The organism is Rhizobium sp. NZLR10, from assembly GCF_019685125.1.
Taxonomy (GTDB): domain Bacteria; phylum Pseudomonadota; class Alphaproteobacteria; order Rhizobiales; family Rhizobiaceae; genus Rhizobium.
The window spans coordinates 108296-124435 of sequence record NZ_JABDWE010000019.1; the positions used below are offsets into that span (position 1 = coordinate 108296).

Here is a 16140-nt window from a genome sequence, read left to right on the forward strand (position 1 = left end):
CATGTCCAACAATGCTGCCCTCATCGCCCGTCGCGAGCGCCTTCTCGGCCGGAACATGTCGCTCTTCTACGAGGAGCCGGTCCACCTTGTCCGTGGCGAGGGCGTCTGGCTTTGGGATGCCGACGGCCGCAAATTTCTCGACTGCTACAACAACGTGCCGCATGTCGGCCATTGCCATCCGCGCGTGGTCGAGGCGATCACACGACAGGCCTCGACGCTCAATACCCATACGCGCTATCTGCATGAAGGCATTCTCGACTATGTCGAACGCCTGACCGCGACCTTCGATAGGAGCCTTGACGCCGCGATCCTCACCTGCACCGGCAGCGAGGCGAACGACATCGCGCTGCGCATGGCGCAGGCCGTCACCGGCAAGACCGGCGTGATCGCCACCGACCATACCTATCACGGCAACACAGCTGCCGTGTCGCAGCTGTCGACCCGCATGCCGCCGGTCGGCGGCTTCGGCGGTCATGTCAGGCACGTGCCGGCGCCCGATAGCTACCGTCCGCTCGGCGGCGAAGGCGGCGATGCCTTTGCCGCGGCCTTCGCTGCCGAGGTCGAGAAGGCGATCGCCTCGCTTCAGGACGGCCCGCACGGGTTTTCGGCGCTGATCATCGATCCGTTCTTTGCCAATGAAGGTTTTCCGGATCTGCCGCCGGGCTTCCTCGTCAAGACGGTGGCTGCCGTGCGCAAGGCCGGCGGCCTTGTCATCACCGACGAGGTGCAGCCGGGTTTCGGCCGCACCGGCTCGCATATGTGGGGCCATCAGCGCGCCGGCATCGTTCCCGACATCGTGACGCTCGGCAAGCCGATGGCCAATGGTCATCCCGTCGGCGGCGTCGTCGCCAATGCCGATACGCTGAACGCTTTCCGCAAGGCGTTCCGCTATTTCAATACGTTCGGCGGCAATCCGGTCTCCTGCGCCGCCGCCATGGCGGTCCTCGATGTGATCGAGGATGAGAAGCTCGTCGAGAACGCCCGCCATGTCGGCGAATATACACGCGGCGCCTTCAAGCGGCTTGCGGAAAAACATGCGATCATCGGCGACGTGCGCGGCAGCGGCCTGTTCATGGGCATGGAATTCGTGCTGGACCAGACGACCAGGGAACCGGCCGTCACGCAGGCGACCCGGATCGTCAATGCGATGCGCGAGCGTGGCGTGCTGATGGGCAAGATCGGCATCCATCAATGCGCCACCAAGATCCGCCCGCCGATGCCGTTCTCCAGGGATCATGCCGACCTGATGCTGTCGGTCTTCGACGACGTCCTTGGCAGCTTGTGAGGCAGGGATGGGCGATCAACTGCCGCAAACCATCCGGGATGCCCTGCAGGAACGGGCGCTGGAAGCGCTCGGCCACTGGTCGGCCTTGGCGGACGACCCGGTTCTGCTGAAATACCGGGAAAACGCCGTCTTCCGTATCACGCTTGCCGATGGCCGATCTGCCGCCCTGCGGCTGCATCGGCCGGGCTATCATGACGAGACGAGCCTGCGCTCGGAACTGGACCTTATGGCAGCGCTGCGGTTCGGCGGCCTCGATGTGCCGTGCCCCGTGCCGACCGGAAACGGGCAAAACCTCATTTGCCTTCCGGAGAGCTGCCGGTTTCCCGAGCAATATGCCGACGTCGTCAGCTGGGTCGACGGCGCGGCCCTTGGGCAGAGCGGTACGCCGCTGTCGCAACCGGCTGAAACGCAGGCAGATATCTTCTTCTGCATCGGCCATGCCATGGCGACCATGCATGATCTGGCCGACGCGTGGGCTCTGCCGGCAGATTTCCGCCGTCCGGCATGGGACGCCGAAGGCCTGCTCGGAGAAAAACCCCTCTGGGGCCGCTTCTGGGATTGCCCGGGACTTTCACGCGACGAGGCCTCGGCGCTCTCGGCGTTGCGCGACGACTTGCGGCACCGCCTCGCCAATGCGCAGCGACACGGCCTCGACTACGGCCTGATCCATGCCGATCTTGTACGCGAAAACATCTTCCTGACGGGAGATGAAGATCGTGTCGCCTTTATCGACTTCGACGATGCGGGATATGGCTTCCTCTTGTTCGATCTCGCCACGGCACTGCTGAAGAACCGCCAAGAGCCAGCCTACCCCGCCATCGAGAATGCCTTGATCACAGGCTATCGCAGCCGGCGCGGTCTTTCCGATGCGGCGCTGGAATGCCTGCCGTTGTTCATGGTGTTGAGGAGCCTCACCTATATCGGCTGGCTTGCCGAGCGGCCCGAAATCCCGAACGCCGCCGAGCGCCTGTCGCGTTATGTCGCCGAAAGTCTGGAACTCGCAAGAAAGCTCGATACCGGAGCTTGACATCCACGGTCAATTTATTAACATGTTAAGTAAATAGAGATCGGGGAGGATCGATGCCACATCTCACCATCGAATATTCGGCCAATCTCGACGATCGCGCTGATATCGGCGCGCTCTGCGAGGCGCTGCTGAAGACCGTGCTGGAGACGGGCCTCTTCGAACTCGGCGCGGTGCGCGTCCGCGCCCTTCGCGCCGATCATTATGCGATTGCCGACCAGCTCCCGGAAAACGCTTTCGTCGACCTGAACTTCCGCATCGGCAAGGGCCGCACGGCTGAGGAGAAGAAGGGCACGGGCGAAGCGATCTTTGCGGCGGCGGCGGACGTTCTCGGCCCGCTCTTCGAGACGCCGCATTTCGCGCTGTCGCTGGAGATCCGCGAGATCGATGCGGAGCTGAGCTGGAAGAAGAACGCCATCCATCCGCGGCTTCGCGGCAAGTGACAACGCCCGCGTCGCGGGATGAGACAACATCGAGGAAATAGACGATGTCCAAACTGCAGGAAAACATCGCAAAGGCCGAAACCTATCTTGCGCGGCTGAAGGAACGCGGTGTCCTGAACCGGATCGGCGGCGAGGATGTGACGGCCGATGACGGCTCGACCTTCGAGACGATTTCGCCGGTCGATCTGCAGCCGCTCGCCACCGTCGCGCGCGGCAAGGCCGCCGACATCGACCGGGCCGCCAGGGCCGCCAAATCAGCCTTTGCCGAGTGGGCCGCCATGCCGGGCGATGCCCGCAAGAAGCTGCTGCACAGGATCGCCGACGCGATCGTCGCGCGGGCCGAAGAGATCGCTTTTGTCGAATGCATGGACACGGGGCAGTCGCTGAAGTTCATGGCCAAGGCGGCGCTGCGCGGTGCGGAGAACTTCCGTTTCTTCGCCGATCGCGCCCCTGAAGCCCGCGACGGCAAATCGATTCGCGCCGACGGCCAGGTCAACATCACGACCCGCAATCCGATCGGCCCCGTCGGCATCATCACGCCCTGGAACACGCCGTTCATGCTGTCGACCTGGAAGATTGCGCCGGCACTCGCCGCCGGCTGCACCATCGTCCACAAGCCGGCCGAGTTCTCGCCGCTGACGGCACGCCTGCTCGTCGAAATCGCCGAAGAGGCCGGCCTGCCGAAGGGGGTCTGGAACCTCGTCAACGGCTTCGGCGAGGATGCCGGCAAGGCGCTGACCGAACATCCGCTAATCAAGGCGATCGGCTTCGTCGGCGAGAGCCGCACCGGCTCGATGATCATGAAGCAGGGCGCCGACACGCTGAAGCGGGTGCATTTCGAGCTTGGCGGCAAGAACCCGGTCGTCGTCTTCGCTGATGCCGATCTGGAGCGCGCCGCCGATGCCGCCGTCTTCATGATCTACTCGCTGAACGGCGAGCGCTGCACCTCGTCCTCGCGCCTGTTGGTCGAGGACAGCGTCTATGACAGGTTCACTGCGCTCGTCGCCGAAAAGGCGAGCCGCATCAACGTCGGCCATCCCCTCGATCCCGAGACGGTCATCGGACCGCTGATCCATCCGGTACACGAGAAGAAGGTGCTGGAATATATCGCGATCGGCAAGTCGGAAGGCGCAACGGTCGCGGCCGGCGGTGCCAAATATGACGGTCCGGGCGGCGGCTGCTATGTCTCGCCGACCCTGTTTATCGGCGCCGACAACGGAATGCGCATAGCCCAAGAAGAGATCTTCGGGCCGGTGCTGACCGCCATTCCGTTCAAGGACGAAGCCGAGGCGCTCGCCCTTGCCAACGACGTCCAGTACGGCCTGACCGGCTATCTCTGGACATCGGACGTCACCCGCGCCTTCCGTTTCACCGATCATCTCGAGGCCGGCATGATCTGGGTGAACTCGGAAAACGTCCGCCACCTGCCCACCCCCTTCGGTGGAGTGAAGAACTCGGGCATCGGCCGCGACGGCGGCGATTGGTCTTTCGACTTTTACATGGAAACCAAGAACGTCGCCTTTGCCACCAAGCCGCACGCCATCCAGAAGCTCGGCGGCTGAACGACAGCAGCAGGTATAAAGAGGAGGAACCCCCATGCCCTTGCCGCAACCCAATCTCTACCCGCCCTTCAACATCGTGCGCCTCAGCCATGTCGAATACGGCGTCAAGGATCTTGCCAAATCGCGCGCCTTCTATGTCGATACGCTCGGCCTTCAGGTGACCGACGAGACGGCCGACACCATTTATCTGCGCGCCATGGAAGAGCGCGGCCACCACTGTATCGTCCTGAGGAAGTCGGAGATATCGGAGGCCCGCGACCTCGGCTTCAAGGTCTTTGGCGACGAGGATCTCGACAAGGCTGCGCACTTCTTCAAGGGCAAGGGCCTGCCGGTGGAATGGGTCGAGCGGCCCTACCAGGCGCGCACCTTCCGCACCCGCGATCCGCTCGGCATTCCGCTCGAATTCTATTCGAAGATGGACCGCCTGCCGCCGATCCACCAGAAATATGCGCTCTACAAGGGCGTCAAGCCGCTCAGGATCGACCACTTCAACTGCTTCTCGCCCAATGTCGATGAATCGGTGGCCTTCTACAACGAGATCGGTTTCCGCGTCACCGAATACACCGCCGACGAGGAAACCGGCCGGCTCTGGGCCGCCTGGACGCATCGCAAAGGCGGCGTGCACGACATTGCTTTTACCAATGGCAAGGGTCCGCGGCTGCACCACACCGCCTTCTGGGTGCCGACACCACTCAACATCATCGACCTGCTCGACCTGATGGCGACGACCGGCTGGGTGTCCAACATCGAGCGCGGCCCCGGCCGCCATGGCATCTCCAACGCCTTCTTCCTCTATATCCTCGATCCGGACGGCCACCGCATCGAGATCTACTGCTCGGATTATCAAACGGTCGATCCCGACCTCGAGCCGATCAAGTGGGATCTGAAAGATCCGCAGCGCCAGACGCTCTGGGGCGCCACGGCGCCGAAATCCTGGTTCGAGCATGGCAGCCTGTTTGCCGGGACGCCGATACGGGAAGCCGATCTCAAAGCGCAGCCGATCGTTGCCCCATGATCGGCATCAGCCCATGATGCGACGCCGCGCGTCGGCTTCGCATCAACTCCATCGATAAAGGACCGTCACCATGCAGCTCAAAGATATCAGTCTGTTCTGCCAGGCAGCCCTCGTCGGCGATCACTGGATTGAGGCTGACCGGGAGACGGGTATCGCGGTCACCAATCCGGCCACGGGCGAGACCATCGGCTACGTCCCGAAGCTCGGGGCCGCCGAGACCCGGGCCGCGATCGAGGCCGCGCGGATCGCGCAGAAGGGCTGGGCTGCCAGGACCGCCAAGGAGCGCTGCGGCATCCTGCGCAAATGGTATGAGCTGATGATCGAGAACAAGGACGATCTCGGCCGCATCCTGACGCTGGAGCAAGGCAAGCCGCTGGCGGAGGCCACCGGTGAGATCGTCTATGGCGCGAGCTTCATCGAATGGTTCGCCGAGGAAGGCCGCCGGATTTACGGCGACCTGATCCCCGGCCATCAGCCCGACAAGCGCATCATGGTGATGAAGCAGCCGATCGGCGTGGTGGCCGCGGTTACGCCGTGGAACTTTCCGAACGCCATGATCACCCGCAAGGCCGGGCCCGCCCTGGCCGCTGGCTGCGCCATGGTGCTGAAGCCGGCCAGCCAGACGCCGTTTTCGGCGATCGCCATCGCCATCCTTGCCGAACGCGCCGGACTTCCCAAGGGCCTCTTCAGTGTGATCACCGGCTCCGCACGGGAGATCGGCGGCGAAATGACCGCCAATCCCGTCGTGCGCAAGCTGACCTTCACCGGCTCGACCGAGGTCGGCGCCGAGCTTTACAAGCAGAGCGCGCCGACCATCAAGAAGCTCGGCCTGGAGCTCGGCGGCAATGCGCCGTTCATCGTCTTCGACGATGCCGATCTCGATGCGGCGGTAGAGGGCGCCCTGATCGCGAAGTTTCGCAACAATGGTCAGACCTGTGTCTGCGCCAACCGCATCTATGTGCAGGAAAAGGTCTACGACGCCTTTGCCGAGAAACTCGCTGCCGCCGTATCCAAGCTCAAGACCGGCAACGGCTACGACGAGGGCGTGATCCTCGGGCCGCTGATCGACAAGGCAGCGCTTGATAAGGTCGAGGAGCACGTGGCCGATGCCGTCGACAAGGGCGCCCGCATCGTTCAGGGCGGCAAGAAACACGCGCTCGGGGGCACTTTTTACGAAGCGACCATCCTCGCCGATGTCACCAGGGAGATGGCGGTTGCCCGCGAGGAAACCTTCGGTCCGCTGGCACCGCTCTTCCGCTTCAAGGACGAAGCCGACGTGATCGCCCAGGCCAACGACACCGAGTTCGGTCTCGCCTCCTATTTCTATGCCAAGGATCTCGCCCGCGTCTTCCGGGTCGCCGAGGCGCTGGAATACGGCATGGTCGGCGTCAATACCGGGCTGATCTCGACGGCCGAAGCCCCCTTCGGCGGCGTCAAGCTCTCCGGCCTCGGCCGCGAAGGCTCGAAATACGGCATCGAGGAATTCACCGAAATCAAATATGTCTGCCTCGGCGGCATCGCCTGAGGCCAAAGCAAGGCCCGAGAGAAAAGCATGACCCATCCAAGATTCCTGTCCTTCTCCAGAAACGGCCGTCATGGCTACGGGCTTGCCATCGACGGCGGTGTCGTCGACCTGTCGGCCCGCCACGGCGCGACCTGGCCGAGCCTGCGCGAGGTCATCGAGGCAGGCCGCCTCGCTCAGCTCGCCAACGAAGGCAAGACATTGAAGCCGGATTATACGTTGGATGAGATCCGCTTCGAGATCCCCATTCCGTCGCCGGAAAAGATCATCTGCGTCGGGGTCAACTTCCCCGACCGCAACGAGGAATATAAGGACGGCCAGGCGGCCCCCTCCAATCCCTCCCTGTTCATCCGTTTTCCCCGGTCGTTTACCGGCCACGGCCAGCCGCTGATCCGGCCGCCGGAAAGCCCGCAGCTCGACTATGAAGGCGAGATCGTTATCGTCATCGGCAAAGGCGGCCGGCGGATTGCCGAAGCGGATGCATTTTCCCACATCGCCGCCCTGTCGCTTTGCAACGAGGGCACGATCCGAGACTGGGTGCGGCATGCGAAATTCAACGTCACCCAGGGCAAGAACTTCGATCGGACCGGCTCGATCGGTCCGTGGCTGATCCCGTTCACGGATGAGAGCCAACTCGCCAATATCAAGCTTGAGACGCGGGTCAACGGCGAAGTGCGCCAAAGCGACCGCACCAGTCGGATGATCTTTTCCTTTGCCAGAATCATCAACTACGTCTCGACCTTCACCACCCTGGTTCCCGGCGACGTGATCGTCACCGGCACGCCGACGGGCGCCGGCGCCCGCTTCGATCCGCCGATCTGGCTAAAGCCCGGCGACGTCGTCGAAGTCGAGGCGAACGACATGGGCGTCCTCACGAACACGATCGCCGACGAGGTGTGAGATGCTGACGTCAGACGAGATCAGGCAGGCCGCCGAGCGGCTCGATATAGCAGAACGGACGCGCGTCCAGACGGAGCTTCTGTCGCTGAAGTATCCGCACATGACGATGGACGATGCCTACGGCGTACAAGCCGCCTGGGTGAAGAAGAAGATCGCCGCCGGCCGCAAGCCGATCGGCTGGAAGATCGGACTGACCTCGAAGGCGATGCAGTATGCATTGAACATCGACACGCCGGACTCCGGCGTGCTCTTCGACGACATGCTATTCGAGGACGGCGCGACAGTGCCCGCCGACCGCTTCATCCAGCCGCGCATCGAAGCCGAAATCGCCTTCGTCATGAAGGCGCCGCTGAAGGGGCCTGGGATCTCGATCTTCGATGTGCTGAACGCCACCGATTACGTGACGCCTGCGCTCGAAATCCTCGACACCCGCATCCTGCGCGCCGATCCTGGGACAAAAAAGGCGCGCACCATCGTCGACACCATTTCCGACAACGCCGCCAATGCCGGCATCGTCACCGGTGGCCGCGCCGTAAAGCCCGACCAGATCGACATGCGCTGGATGGGCGCGATCGTCAGCCGCAATGCCGAGGTCGAAGAGACGGGGCTCGGGGCCGGCGTTCTCAATCAGCCCTCCCGCGGCGTCGCCTGGCTTGCCAATCGCCTGGCGCAATATGGTGACGGCATCGACGCCGGCCAGATCGTGCTGGCGGGTTCCTTCATTCGTCCGATCGAGGCGCGGCACGGCGATACCATCGTCGCAGACTTCGGCCCCTATGGCTCCGTCAGCCTCTTCTTTGCCTAAGGATCAGCACCATGCCCGCGCCCAAAAACCTCTTCAAGCAGGCTCTGAAGGAAGGCCGCGCCCAGATCGGCCTCTGGCAGGCGCTCGCCAACCCCTACACGGTCGAAATCTCAGCCGGCGCCGGTTATGACTGGCTGCTGCTCGACGCCGAACATGCGCCGAACGACGTACCGCTTCTGGTCTCGCAGTTGCAGGCTATGAAAGGCGCGGCGAGCCATGCGGTGATCCGCCCGCCGGTCGGCGAGACCTGGATCATCAAGCAGATGCTCGATATCGGCGCGCAGACGCTGCTCATTCCGATGGTCGACAGCAAGGAGATGGCGGAGGCCATGGTCCGCGCCATGCGTTATCCGCCGCAGGGTGTGCGCGGCGTCGGCGCCGCCCTTGCCCGGGCGTCGGCTTTCAACCGCATTCCCGACTACCTGCAAACCGCCAATGACGAGATCTGCCTGCTGCTGCAGGTGGAGAGCCGTGCAGGGCTTGCCGCACTCGATGCGATCGCTTCGACCGACGGCGTCGACGGCGTCTTCATCGGCCCGGCCGATCTTGCCGCCGATATGGGGCATCTCGGCAAGCCGGGCGCGCGCGCGGTGCAGGCGGAGGTTGAAAAGGCACTTGCCAGGATCCAGTCGCACGGCAAAGCCGCCGGTATTCTCATCGGCGATCTCTCTCTGGCCAAGCGCTATCTCGAGCTCGGCGCCACCTTCGTCGCCATCGGCAACGATGTCACGCTGCTCACCAATGCGACGACCAGGCTCCTCGACGACTTCAAGAAAGCGGAACCTTCTAGACCCGCAACCGATGCGAAGGTCTACTGACACTTTCCGCCTGTATTGTTTTGCACGGCCTGCATCATTTTGCACGCTCAGTCAAAACCAACTGCACAAATAGACGCTACGCCTCGGCATGCTTCGATCATGATTGCGAAGGTCAAGAGGAGGCAGCATGCGTTTCAAGAACAAAACAGCCATAATCACCGGCGGCGGCACGGGCATCGGCGCGGCGGTTGCCCGCCGCATCCGGCAGGAAGGCGGCAATGTCACGCTCGTCGGGCGACGTCCCGAGCCGCTTCGGGCCGTCGCCGATGAAATCGGCGCGACCGTCGTTGCCGCCGACGCGGCCGATGGTGCGGCGATGAAGGCTGCCGTCGAGAAGGTCAACGAGACTTTCGGCGGGCTCGATATCCTGATTGCCAATGCCGGTGGCCACGGGGTCAGGCCGACGGTCAGCATGATGGATGAGACCTGGGATCTCGCCGTGATTGACCACCAAAATACTGGCTCTGACAGACGCCCTAGGAAATCTGGTTCGCTTCGAACTCCTGCCCGGCAACCGACACGACACAGTTGGTGTCGCGCCCCTCATTGACGGCATCGAATTTGGCGGGTTGCTGGCAGACAAGGCTTTCGACAGCAATTGTGCCCGATCGACGAGGCTGCGATTCTGCAATAGATCCAACTCTGCCTCCCAAACAGCGTTAGCATAATTGGAGACTGCTACAGTTCATACGGATCGTCAATTTTATTTAACATATTAATTAGTTCAGGTATCAGGCGCTTCTTCGAGCCTTAAAGCGGTGAGCTCTTCCAGCATGTCGAGAAGTCTCTCCATTCGCTCGGCTCCAAATCGCCTATCGATGTCAGCATACACCTTCAAGCTTTCCGGCATAACTTCTTCGACGATAGCCTGTCCTGCCGAAGTAATCTGTAACAGCACCCGTCGGCCGTCGTCGTCATCCCTATGTTTGGTAATGAAACCGCGCTCCTCAAGCGACCTGATCATCCGCGTCAGGCTCGGGGCGAGAATTGAGGCCTTATCTGCCACCTCGCTCGCATCCAACTTGTCCGCCTCGTACAGAACACGAATGACGCGCCACTGCTGTTCTGTCACATCATGCGCTGCCAGGATCGGCCGAAAATGGCTCATCACCCCTTCGCGAGCACGCAAAAGTGAAATTGCCAGAGAGCGGCGGGCGCGCTGCGGCTGAGTCGTCTCGTCGGACGAGGGTTCAGACGGAAGTTGAGTGTGGCTACCAGCTGTTTTTTGCTGCATTTTGGCGATCCGCTCGCATCAACATGCTGATTCCATTAACATGGTAACGACCAAACACAAGTCCTAACGTCTTTTCAACCACCCGAATGACGGGCTTCACCAACCTGGGACGAATTTGTTGCCGCAGGGCCTGCATTGAAGGCGGCCGTGAGGCCTCGCTCATCTCACCGTCACGCTAACATACCGCTACGAACTCAAGACCCAACAGCTTTCCCAGCTTTTCGATGCGCCCGGCAATATGCCCGACGCCGACGGCGCAGTGATGGGCCGGTCCTTGCGCATTCCACGCTTCGACAAAGCGCCGCGCTCCCAGCGGAAACTGATACCGGCTGTTGGTATTGCCGATTTCGAGGATCGGGCCTGCGACTGAGGCGCCCTCTGCGCAGAGCAGCTTGATCTTGCCGGCGCTCTCGACGACCGAAAGCAGCGTCACCGGTCCATGCTTGACAGACATCTCGACGCTGACGCCGAAGCCGACCTTGCCGTGGAAAACCTGCAGCGGGCGGATCTTGGTGCGCCCCTCGGCAATTCCGGTATGCCCGGGCCCGTCATGCCCCATCAGCACGACGTCTGCGGCGAAATCCATGGCATAGTATTCCGTGAACGAGCCGCCGACACCGAAGCTATCCATGATCTTCATGGCCTGAGCGTTCTTGATCTCGTACTCACCGGCAACCGGCACGCCATTGGCCGTCAGCATCGAACAGCCGACGATGACCGAGGTGATAATGTCCTCGTATTCGTTGCCGGGCTGAGATTCGTAATAATAGGCCAGCGACCCGAGCGATTTCTTGATCACCAGTCTTCGCAGCGCCACTGCGGTTTTTGCCGCACGCGCCAGCTCCTTGGGGTCGCAGTCGGGCTGCACATCGAATTCGGCTTTGATCGTCGCCAGACAGGCGAAGACATCCGCCTCGCTTACGTCATTGCGGAGCCGCGCCAGCTCGTCGATTTCCAGCACTTCGATATGTGTTCCGAAGGCTGCCGCTTGCGCGGTCAGATCCGAATAGATATCGAGCATGCCATTGTAGTAGCGGCCCATGACGCCGAGCCGATTATGCGCCATTACATGGGCGACGCGCGCAGCCTCGATCCAGTCGTTGATCTCCTCCTCGACGATCGGATCGCCGGTGAGAACGCCGGTCACCTGATGAAAGCTAATGCCCGCCCGGTGGAAGACATTGGCAATTTCCGGGACGGGGCAGGCCGAGCAATGCGCCAGCCAGTCGCCGGTCATCGCGGTGCGATCGCCGAGCGCGTTGAAGCTGGCATAGTCAATGGCTGCGGTCGGTTGCAGATTGAGAATGATCACCGGAACCTTTGCACGACGGACCACCGGCAGAACGGTCGACGAGAGGGCATAGGTGGTGATGTAGAGAAAGATTATGTCGACATCGGCCTGACGAAACTGATGGCCGGCTTCCAGCGCTTTTTCGGGCGTATCGATCAGCCCAAGGTTGACGACCTCGACGCCGGGGCGCGCAAGCTTTTCCTCGACGGTATCGACATAGCCGCGCAAACGCGTTTCAAGACCTTTGAATTGCGGCCAGTAGGCCTCCAGGCCGATGCCGAATAGGCCGGCCTTCAATGGGCGTTCAGACATTTGTATTTCTCCGATGCAATATGGAATGGCGTCAGCTTTGCAGGCGCACGCGCAACTGATCGAGGCCGACAGCCATCAAGAGAACGACGCCGCGGGTCACATCCTGCCAGAAGGAGGACACGTTCATCAGCGTCAGACCGTTATTGAGTGTGCCGAGAATGAGGACTGCGATCAGCGTGCCCCAGACGCTGCCGCGTCCGCCAAACAGGCTGGTGCCTCCAAGGATGATGGCAGCAATGATGGTCAGCAGATGCTGTCCGGCGGCATTCGGTGCTGCAGCGCCAAGCATTGCGGCAAGGATGATGCCGGCCGCAGCGCCTGAAAGTCCGGAGACGATATAGAGCACCATCTGGGTCCGCTCGACGGGCACGCCGAGCAAGCTGCTAGCCTCTGGATTGCCGCCGGTCGCATAGACGAAGCGTCCGAACGGTGTCTTCGACAGGATTAGCCACAGCGCGACGAACACGAGCAGCATCAGGATGATCGGAAACGGGATGCCGAACAGGCGGCCGGATCCGAGCCAGTTGAAGGCTGGAATGAAGAGGGGCTTCGACAGGCCGCCGGTCATGACCATGGAGAGACCGGAAAATATGCTCATCGTCCCGAGCGTGGCGATGAGGGGATTGAGCTTCAGCCGAGTGACGATAAATCCGTTTAGTACGCCAACCGCGCAGCCAATAACAAGCGCCGTGAGGCAGCCAGCCCAGATATTGATGCCGTTGGCATGCATCAGCGCCACGATGACGCCGGCAAGACCGGCAACGGCGGCAACCGACAGGTCGAGTCCGCCGCCGATGATCAGCGGCGTACCGGCGGCAGCCATCAAGCCGATGAAGGCCATGTTGGTGCCGATGTTGGACAGGTTGCTCAGCGTCAGGAAATAGGGCGAGAGAAGCGAGAACGCGGCCAGAAGCAGGATGTAGAACACCAGGAGGAGCACGATGCCGGCGGCCGGGCGGCCGAGAAAGTCGGTCAGCGAACTTGGCTGCTTCTTCGAAACACCTGGCGCTGCGGGAATGGAGGACGACTTGCTCATGATTTCTCCGGTTCATTCGTATCGCGGACGGCAGGCCGAAGCTCGGCTGCGCGCATCAGGTCCGTCGCGGTCGCATCCTGTCCAAGCTCGGCCACGACCTTTCCATCCTCCAGAACGAGGCTGCGATCGGCGAGCCCCGCCACCTCTTCCGCGTCGGAGGAGACGATCAGGATCGCAAGTCCCGCTTCCGCCAGGCGGCGGATTTCCGCGTAAATCTCGCGCCGGGCGCCAAGATCGACGCCACGTGTCGGCTCTTCGAGGATCAGGAAACTGGGGCTTCCGAGCAACCAGCGGGCCAGGCAGATCTTCTGCTGGTTGCCGCCGGACAAAAGGCGGATCTCCTGATCCGGGCCAGATGTCTTGACCCGCAAGGTTTTGATCCAGTCGCTGGTACTCGCGTCTTCGCGCTTCTGATCGACGACGCCGGATTGCGTGAAAAGGCTGAGATAGGGCAGCGTGGTGTTGGTGCGCACCGACAGATTGCCGATCAGCCCCTGACGCTTGCGCTCGGCGGCGACAAAGCCGATACCCGCGCGTACGCTCTTTCGCGGCCCGGACAGGCCGATGTCGATATCGTTCAGCCGGACGGCTTTGGCACGCGCGGCAGACTCGGCGCCGTAGATGGCAGGGCCGATCTTTTCGGCGCCGGAACCGATCAGGCCGAAAACACCAAATACCTCACCGCGCCGCACGGAAAGCGACACGCCGTTAAGCCACCCGGGAAGAGACAGGCTCTCGACGGACAGGACGATCTTGGCATCCGAACGCGCTGCTGATTTGGCCGGATAGAGGTCGCCGAGATCGCTGCCGAGCATTGCCGTCAGCACCTCGTCGCGACAGGTCTCCGCCGTCTTGAACGCGCCACGAACCTCGCCGTCGCGCAACACGACGATACGGTCGCTGAGCCGGAAGACCTCGTCCAGATAATGCGAAATATAGATGATGGTGACACCCTGGGCTTTCAGCGCCTCGATCACCTCGAATAGATTGTTGGCGTCAGCCTCGCCCAGCGATGCCGTCGGCTCGTCCATGATAAGGATCTGCGCCTTGCCGGAAAGCGCGCGGGCGATTTCGACAATTCGCTGTTCGGACAAAGGCAGCGAGCCCATGCGCCGGCCGGTCGCGACATGATCGAGCCGCAATCGCTTGAGCAGCGTCTCCGCCTGTCCGTCCATTGCCGGCCGGTCGATCATGGGAATGCCCGCAAACCTCCGCTTCGGCATGGAGCCAAGCGCGATGTTTTCAGCGACAGACAGGTCCGGATGCACCGAAAGCTCCTGCGGCATCAGCCGGATGCCGGCCGCAATCGCATCCTGTGGGGTGGCGATCGTCGTGATTTTGTCGTCGATTCGGATTTGTCCGCTGTCCAGCGTGTAGACGCCTGACAAAATTTTCATAAGCGTCGACTTGCCGGCCCCATTGGCACCGAGAAGTGCAACGATTTCGCCCGCATGGGCCGCAAGGGACACGTTCTTCAAAACCGTCACGCCAGCAAACGCTTTCGTGACATTGGCGATCTGGAGCCGCTGATTGCGGCTCCCTTCAGTTCTCTCGTCCATCACGTGACGCTCCCTTGACGGCATCCCTCTTACTGCTGAGGGAGAATTGCCTCGTAGCCTTTCAGCCAGTCCTGCTTCTTCAGGTCTGCGAGGTAACTTGCGAATTCCGTTTCCGGAAACACGTACGCATCAGCCTCGCCGACGCATTGAAATTCCTTGTAGAACTGGCAGATATTGGACTTGGTGACCATCTGGTGGGTGACGAACGTCGCCTCCGGGACGGGTTTTCCGGCAAGGGCCGAGAGCGCGATCGGGATCAGGTAGTTTCCGTAGCTGCCGGGGAACGAACCGGTAGCGGCAACCAGGTTCGGATCGGTGGCAAGCGCCTCGGCCTCGTCTGCCCCGTTGCCGACCGCAATCGCCTGATCGGCGCGGCCCGCAGCCCGCACGGCCTGCAGCATCCCCATCGTCGCTTGGTCATTGATGGCGATGAGCAGAATTGGCACGCCCGGCGGAATGCGGCCGATGACGTTGTTCATCTGCGCAAAGGATTCCTGCAGCGTGTTCTTGGTATCGATTTCGATGATGTGATCGGCCGGGAAGTCCTTGGTCAGCGCCAGGAAACCGGCCCGCTGGCCTTCCGTGCGCATGCGCGGGATGACGCCCGATTGCGGCAGGGCGCCGATGACCAGATAGCCGGTCTTGACGGCATCGACGCCAAATTTCTTCTGCGCCGCCGTTGCCAGATAGGACCCGCCCATAAACCCGGACTTCGGATTGTTGACGCCAAAGAAGCTCGCGCCCGGCATCGGAATGTCGATTGCCGTCACCTTCGTGCCGTCCGCTTTGAAGACGTCCATTACGGTCTGGCCGAAATTGGCATCGGTCTGGAATTCGATGACGTAGTCAACCTTGCGCTCGGCAAACGATTTGGCATTGGCCAGCGCCGTCGGCCCGTCGAGACGGTTATCCGCGATCAGGAGTTCGACGCCTGCGGCATCCGCATTCTGCTGAATGCCTTTTTCGACAAGTACGCCGAAGGAAATATCGCGCTGCAGATTGGCAAAACCGATGCTGTAGGTCTTGCCGTTTTTCGGCGGGGTGATTTTGGCGGCATCTGCCGCCATCGCCTTCAGATTATCGGCCGACAGCATGTTGCCGCCGAATTTTAGCGGATCGAACCCGTGGAAATCCTCGGCATAGGCAGCAGAAGCCGCAAGGCAAGCGGCCACCACCAGCAGTCTGGCTTGATGTTTCATGTCTCTCTCCTCCCGGCCCCTGCCCTCCCTGGCAACGGCAGCGCTGATGATCTCAGCGCAGATGTTCAGGTCATCCGAAAACTGACCTTACCTATTGACGTTAACACCAAGCATTCTCGTTGACACGACAGCATA

General features: G+C 61.8%; 14 protein-coding genes and 2 pseudogenes. 11 read left to right on the plus strand and 5 right to left on the minus strand.

Annotated elements, in window-relative coordinates:
- Nucleotide 1: 1 nt before the first annotated feature.
- The 11 genes and pseudogenes from HJB82_RS25210 to HJB82_RS32080 form a co-directional block, all read left to right on the plus strand.
- On the plus strand, nucleotides 2-1285 hold the full coding sequence (locus HJB82_RS25210) for an aspartate aminotransferase family protein (protein ID WP_221131296.1): 1284 nt from the start codon (nucleotides 2-4) through the stop codon (nucleotides 1283-1285).
- A 7-nt stretch (nucleotides 1286-1292) separates the two neighbouring features.
- Entirely contained in the window at nucleotides 1293-2312 is a 1020-nt protein-coding gene (locus HJB82_RS25215; protein ID WP_207584433.1) for a homoserine kinase, read from the plus strand.
- 53 nt (nucleotides 2313-2365) lie between these two features.
- Nucleotides 2366-2752 carry a 5-carboxymethyl-2-hydroxymuconate Delta-isomerase gene (locus HJB82_RS25220; protein ID WP_221131297.1) on the plus strand — a complete coding sequence of 129 codons (387 nt, stop codon included), beginning with the start codon at nucleotides 2366-2368 and terminating at the stop codon, nucleotides 2750-2752.
- 44 nt (nucleotides 2753-2796) lie between these two features.
- Nucleotides 2797-4314 (plus strand): 5-carboxymethyl-2-hydroxymuconate semialdehyde dehydrogenase, encoded by a 1518-nt coding sequence (gene hpaE, locus HJB82_RS25225; RefSeq protein WP_221131298.1) that lies wholly within the window; start codon nucleotides 2797-2799, stop codon nucleotides 4312-4314.
- Between the two features lie 34 nt (nucleotides 4315-4348).
- Nucleotides 4349-5329, plus strand: a complete 981-nt coding sequence (gene hpaD, locus HJB82_RS25230) for a 3,4-dihydroxyphenylacetate 2,3-dioxygenase (RefSeq protein WP_207584430.1) — start codon at nucleotides 4349-4351, stop codon at nucleotides 5327-5329.
- A 70-nt stretch (nucleotides 5330-5399) separates the two neighbouring features.
- The gene (gene gabD / locus HJB82_RS25235; RefSeq protein WP_221117644.1) at nucleotides 5400-6854 is read left to right on the plus strand and encodes an NADP-dependent succinate-semialdehyde dehydrogenase; all 1455 of its coding nucleotides are present in this window, start codon (nucleotides 5400-5402) and stop codon (nucleotides 6852-6854) included.
- Between the two features lie 27 nt (nucleotides 6855-6881).
- Entirely contained in the window at nucleotides 6882-7751 is an 870-nt protein-coding gene (locus tag HJB82_RS25240) for a fumarylacetoacetate hydrolase family protein (protein WP_207584428.1), read from the plus strand.
- 1 nt (nucleotide 7752) lies between these two features.
- Complete coding sequence (gene hpaH / locus HJB82_RS25245) at nucleotides 7753-8556, plus strand: 2-oxo-hept-4-ene-1,7-dioate hydratase (protein WP_207584427.1); 804 nt, start codon at nucleotides 7753-7755, stop codon at nucleotides 8554-8556.
- An 11-nt stretch (nucleotides 8557-8567) separates the two neighbouring features.
- Nucleotides 8568-9374, plus strand: coding sequence for a 4-hydroxy-2-oxoheptanedioate aldolase (gene hpaI, locus HJB82_RS25250; RefSeq protein ID WP_221131299.1), 807 nt, complete (start codon nucleotides 8568-8570; stop codon nucleotides 9372-9374).
- A 127-nt stretch (nucleotides 9375-9501) separates the two neighbouring features.
- Nucleotides 9502-9834 (plus strand): annotated as a pseudogene (locus tag HJB82_RS25255) (SDR family NAD(P)-dependent oxidoreductase); the annotation flags it as partial.
- Nucleotides 9818-9982: pseudogene (locus HJB82_RS32080) on the plus strand (IS5/IS1182 family transposase); the annotation flags it as partial. The pseudogenes HJB82_RS25255 and HJB82_RS32080, both read left to right, overlap by 17 nt.
- A gap of 116 nt (nucleotides 9983-10098) precedes the next feature.
- On the opposite strand, the gene hpaR reads toward HJB82_RS32080, so the two are convergent.
- The 5 genes from hpaR to HJB82_RS25285 form a co-directional block, all read right to left on the minus strand.
- Nucleotides 10099-10608, minus strand: a complete 510-nt coding sequence (gene hpaR / locus HJB82_RS25265) for a homoprotocatechuate degradation operon regulator HpaR (protein WP_207584425.1) — start codon at nucleotides 10606-10608, stop codon at nucleotides 10099-10101.
- 175 nt (nucleotides 10609-10783) lie between these two features.
- On the minus strand, nucleotides 10784-12211 hold the full coding sequence (locus HJB82_RS25270; RefSeq protein ID WP_207584424.1) for an arabinose isomerase: 1428 nt from the start codon (nucleotides 12209-12211) through the stop codon (nucleotides 10784-10786).
- Nucleotides 12212-12242: 31 nt separating this feature from the next.
- Nucleotides 12243-13247, minus strand: a complete 1005-nt coding sequence (locus tag HJB82_RS25275) for an ABC transporter permease (protein WP_207584423.1) — start codon at nucleotides 13245-13247, stop codon at nucleotides 12243-12245.
- Complete coding sequence (locus tag HJB82_RS25280) at nucleotides 13244-14806, minus strand: sugar ABC transporter ATP-binding protein (RefSeq protein ID WP_259669685.1); 1563 nt, start codon at nucleotides 14804-14806, stop codon at nucleotides 13244-13246. Before HJB82_RS25280 ends, HJB82_RS25275 begins: the two co-directional genes overlap by 4 nt.
- A 29-nt stretch (nucleotides 14807-14835) precedes the next feature.
- Nucleotides 14836-16005, minus strand: a complete 1170-nt coding sequence (locus HJB82_RS25285; protein WP_207584421.1) for a substrate-binding domain-containing protein — start codon at nucleotides 16003-16005, stop codon at nucleotides 14836-14838.
- Between the last annotated feature and the right edge of the window lie 135 nt (nucleotides 16006-16140).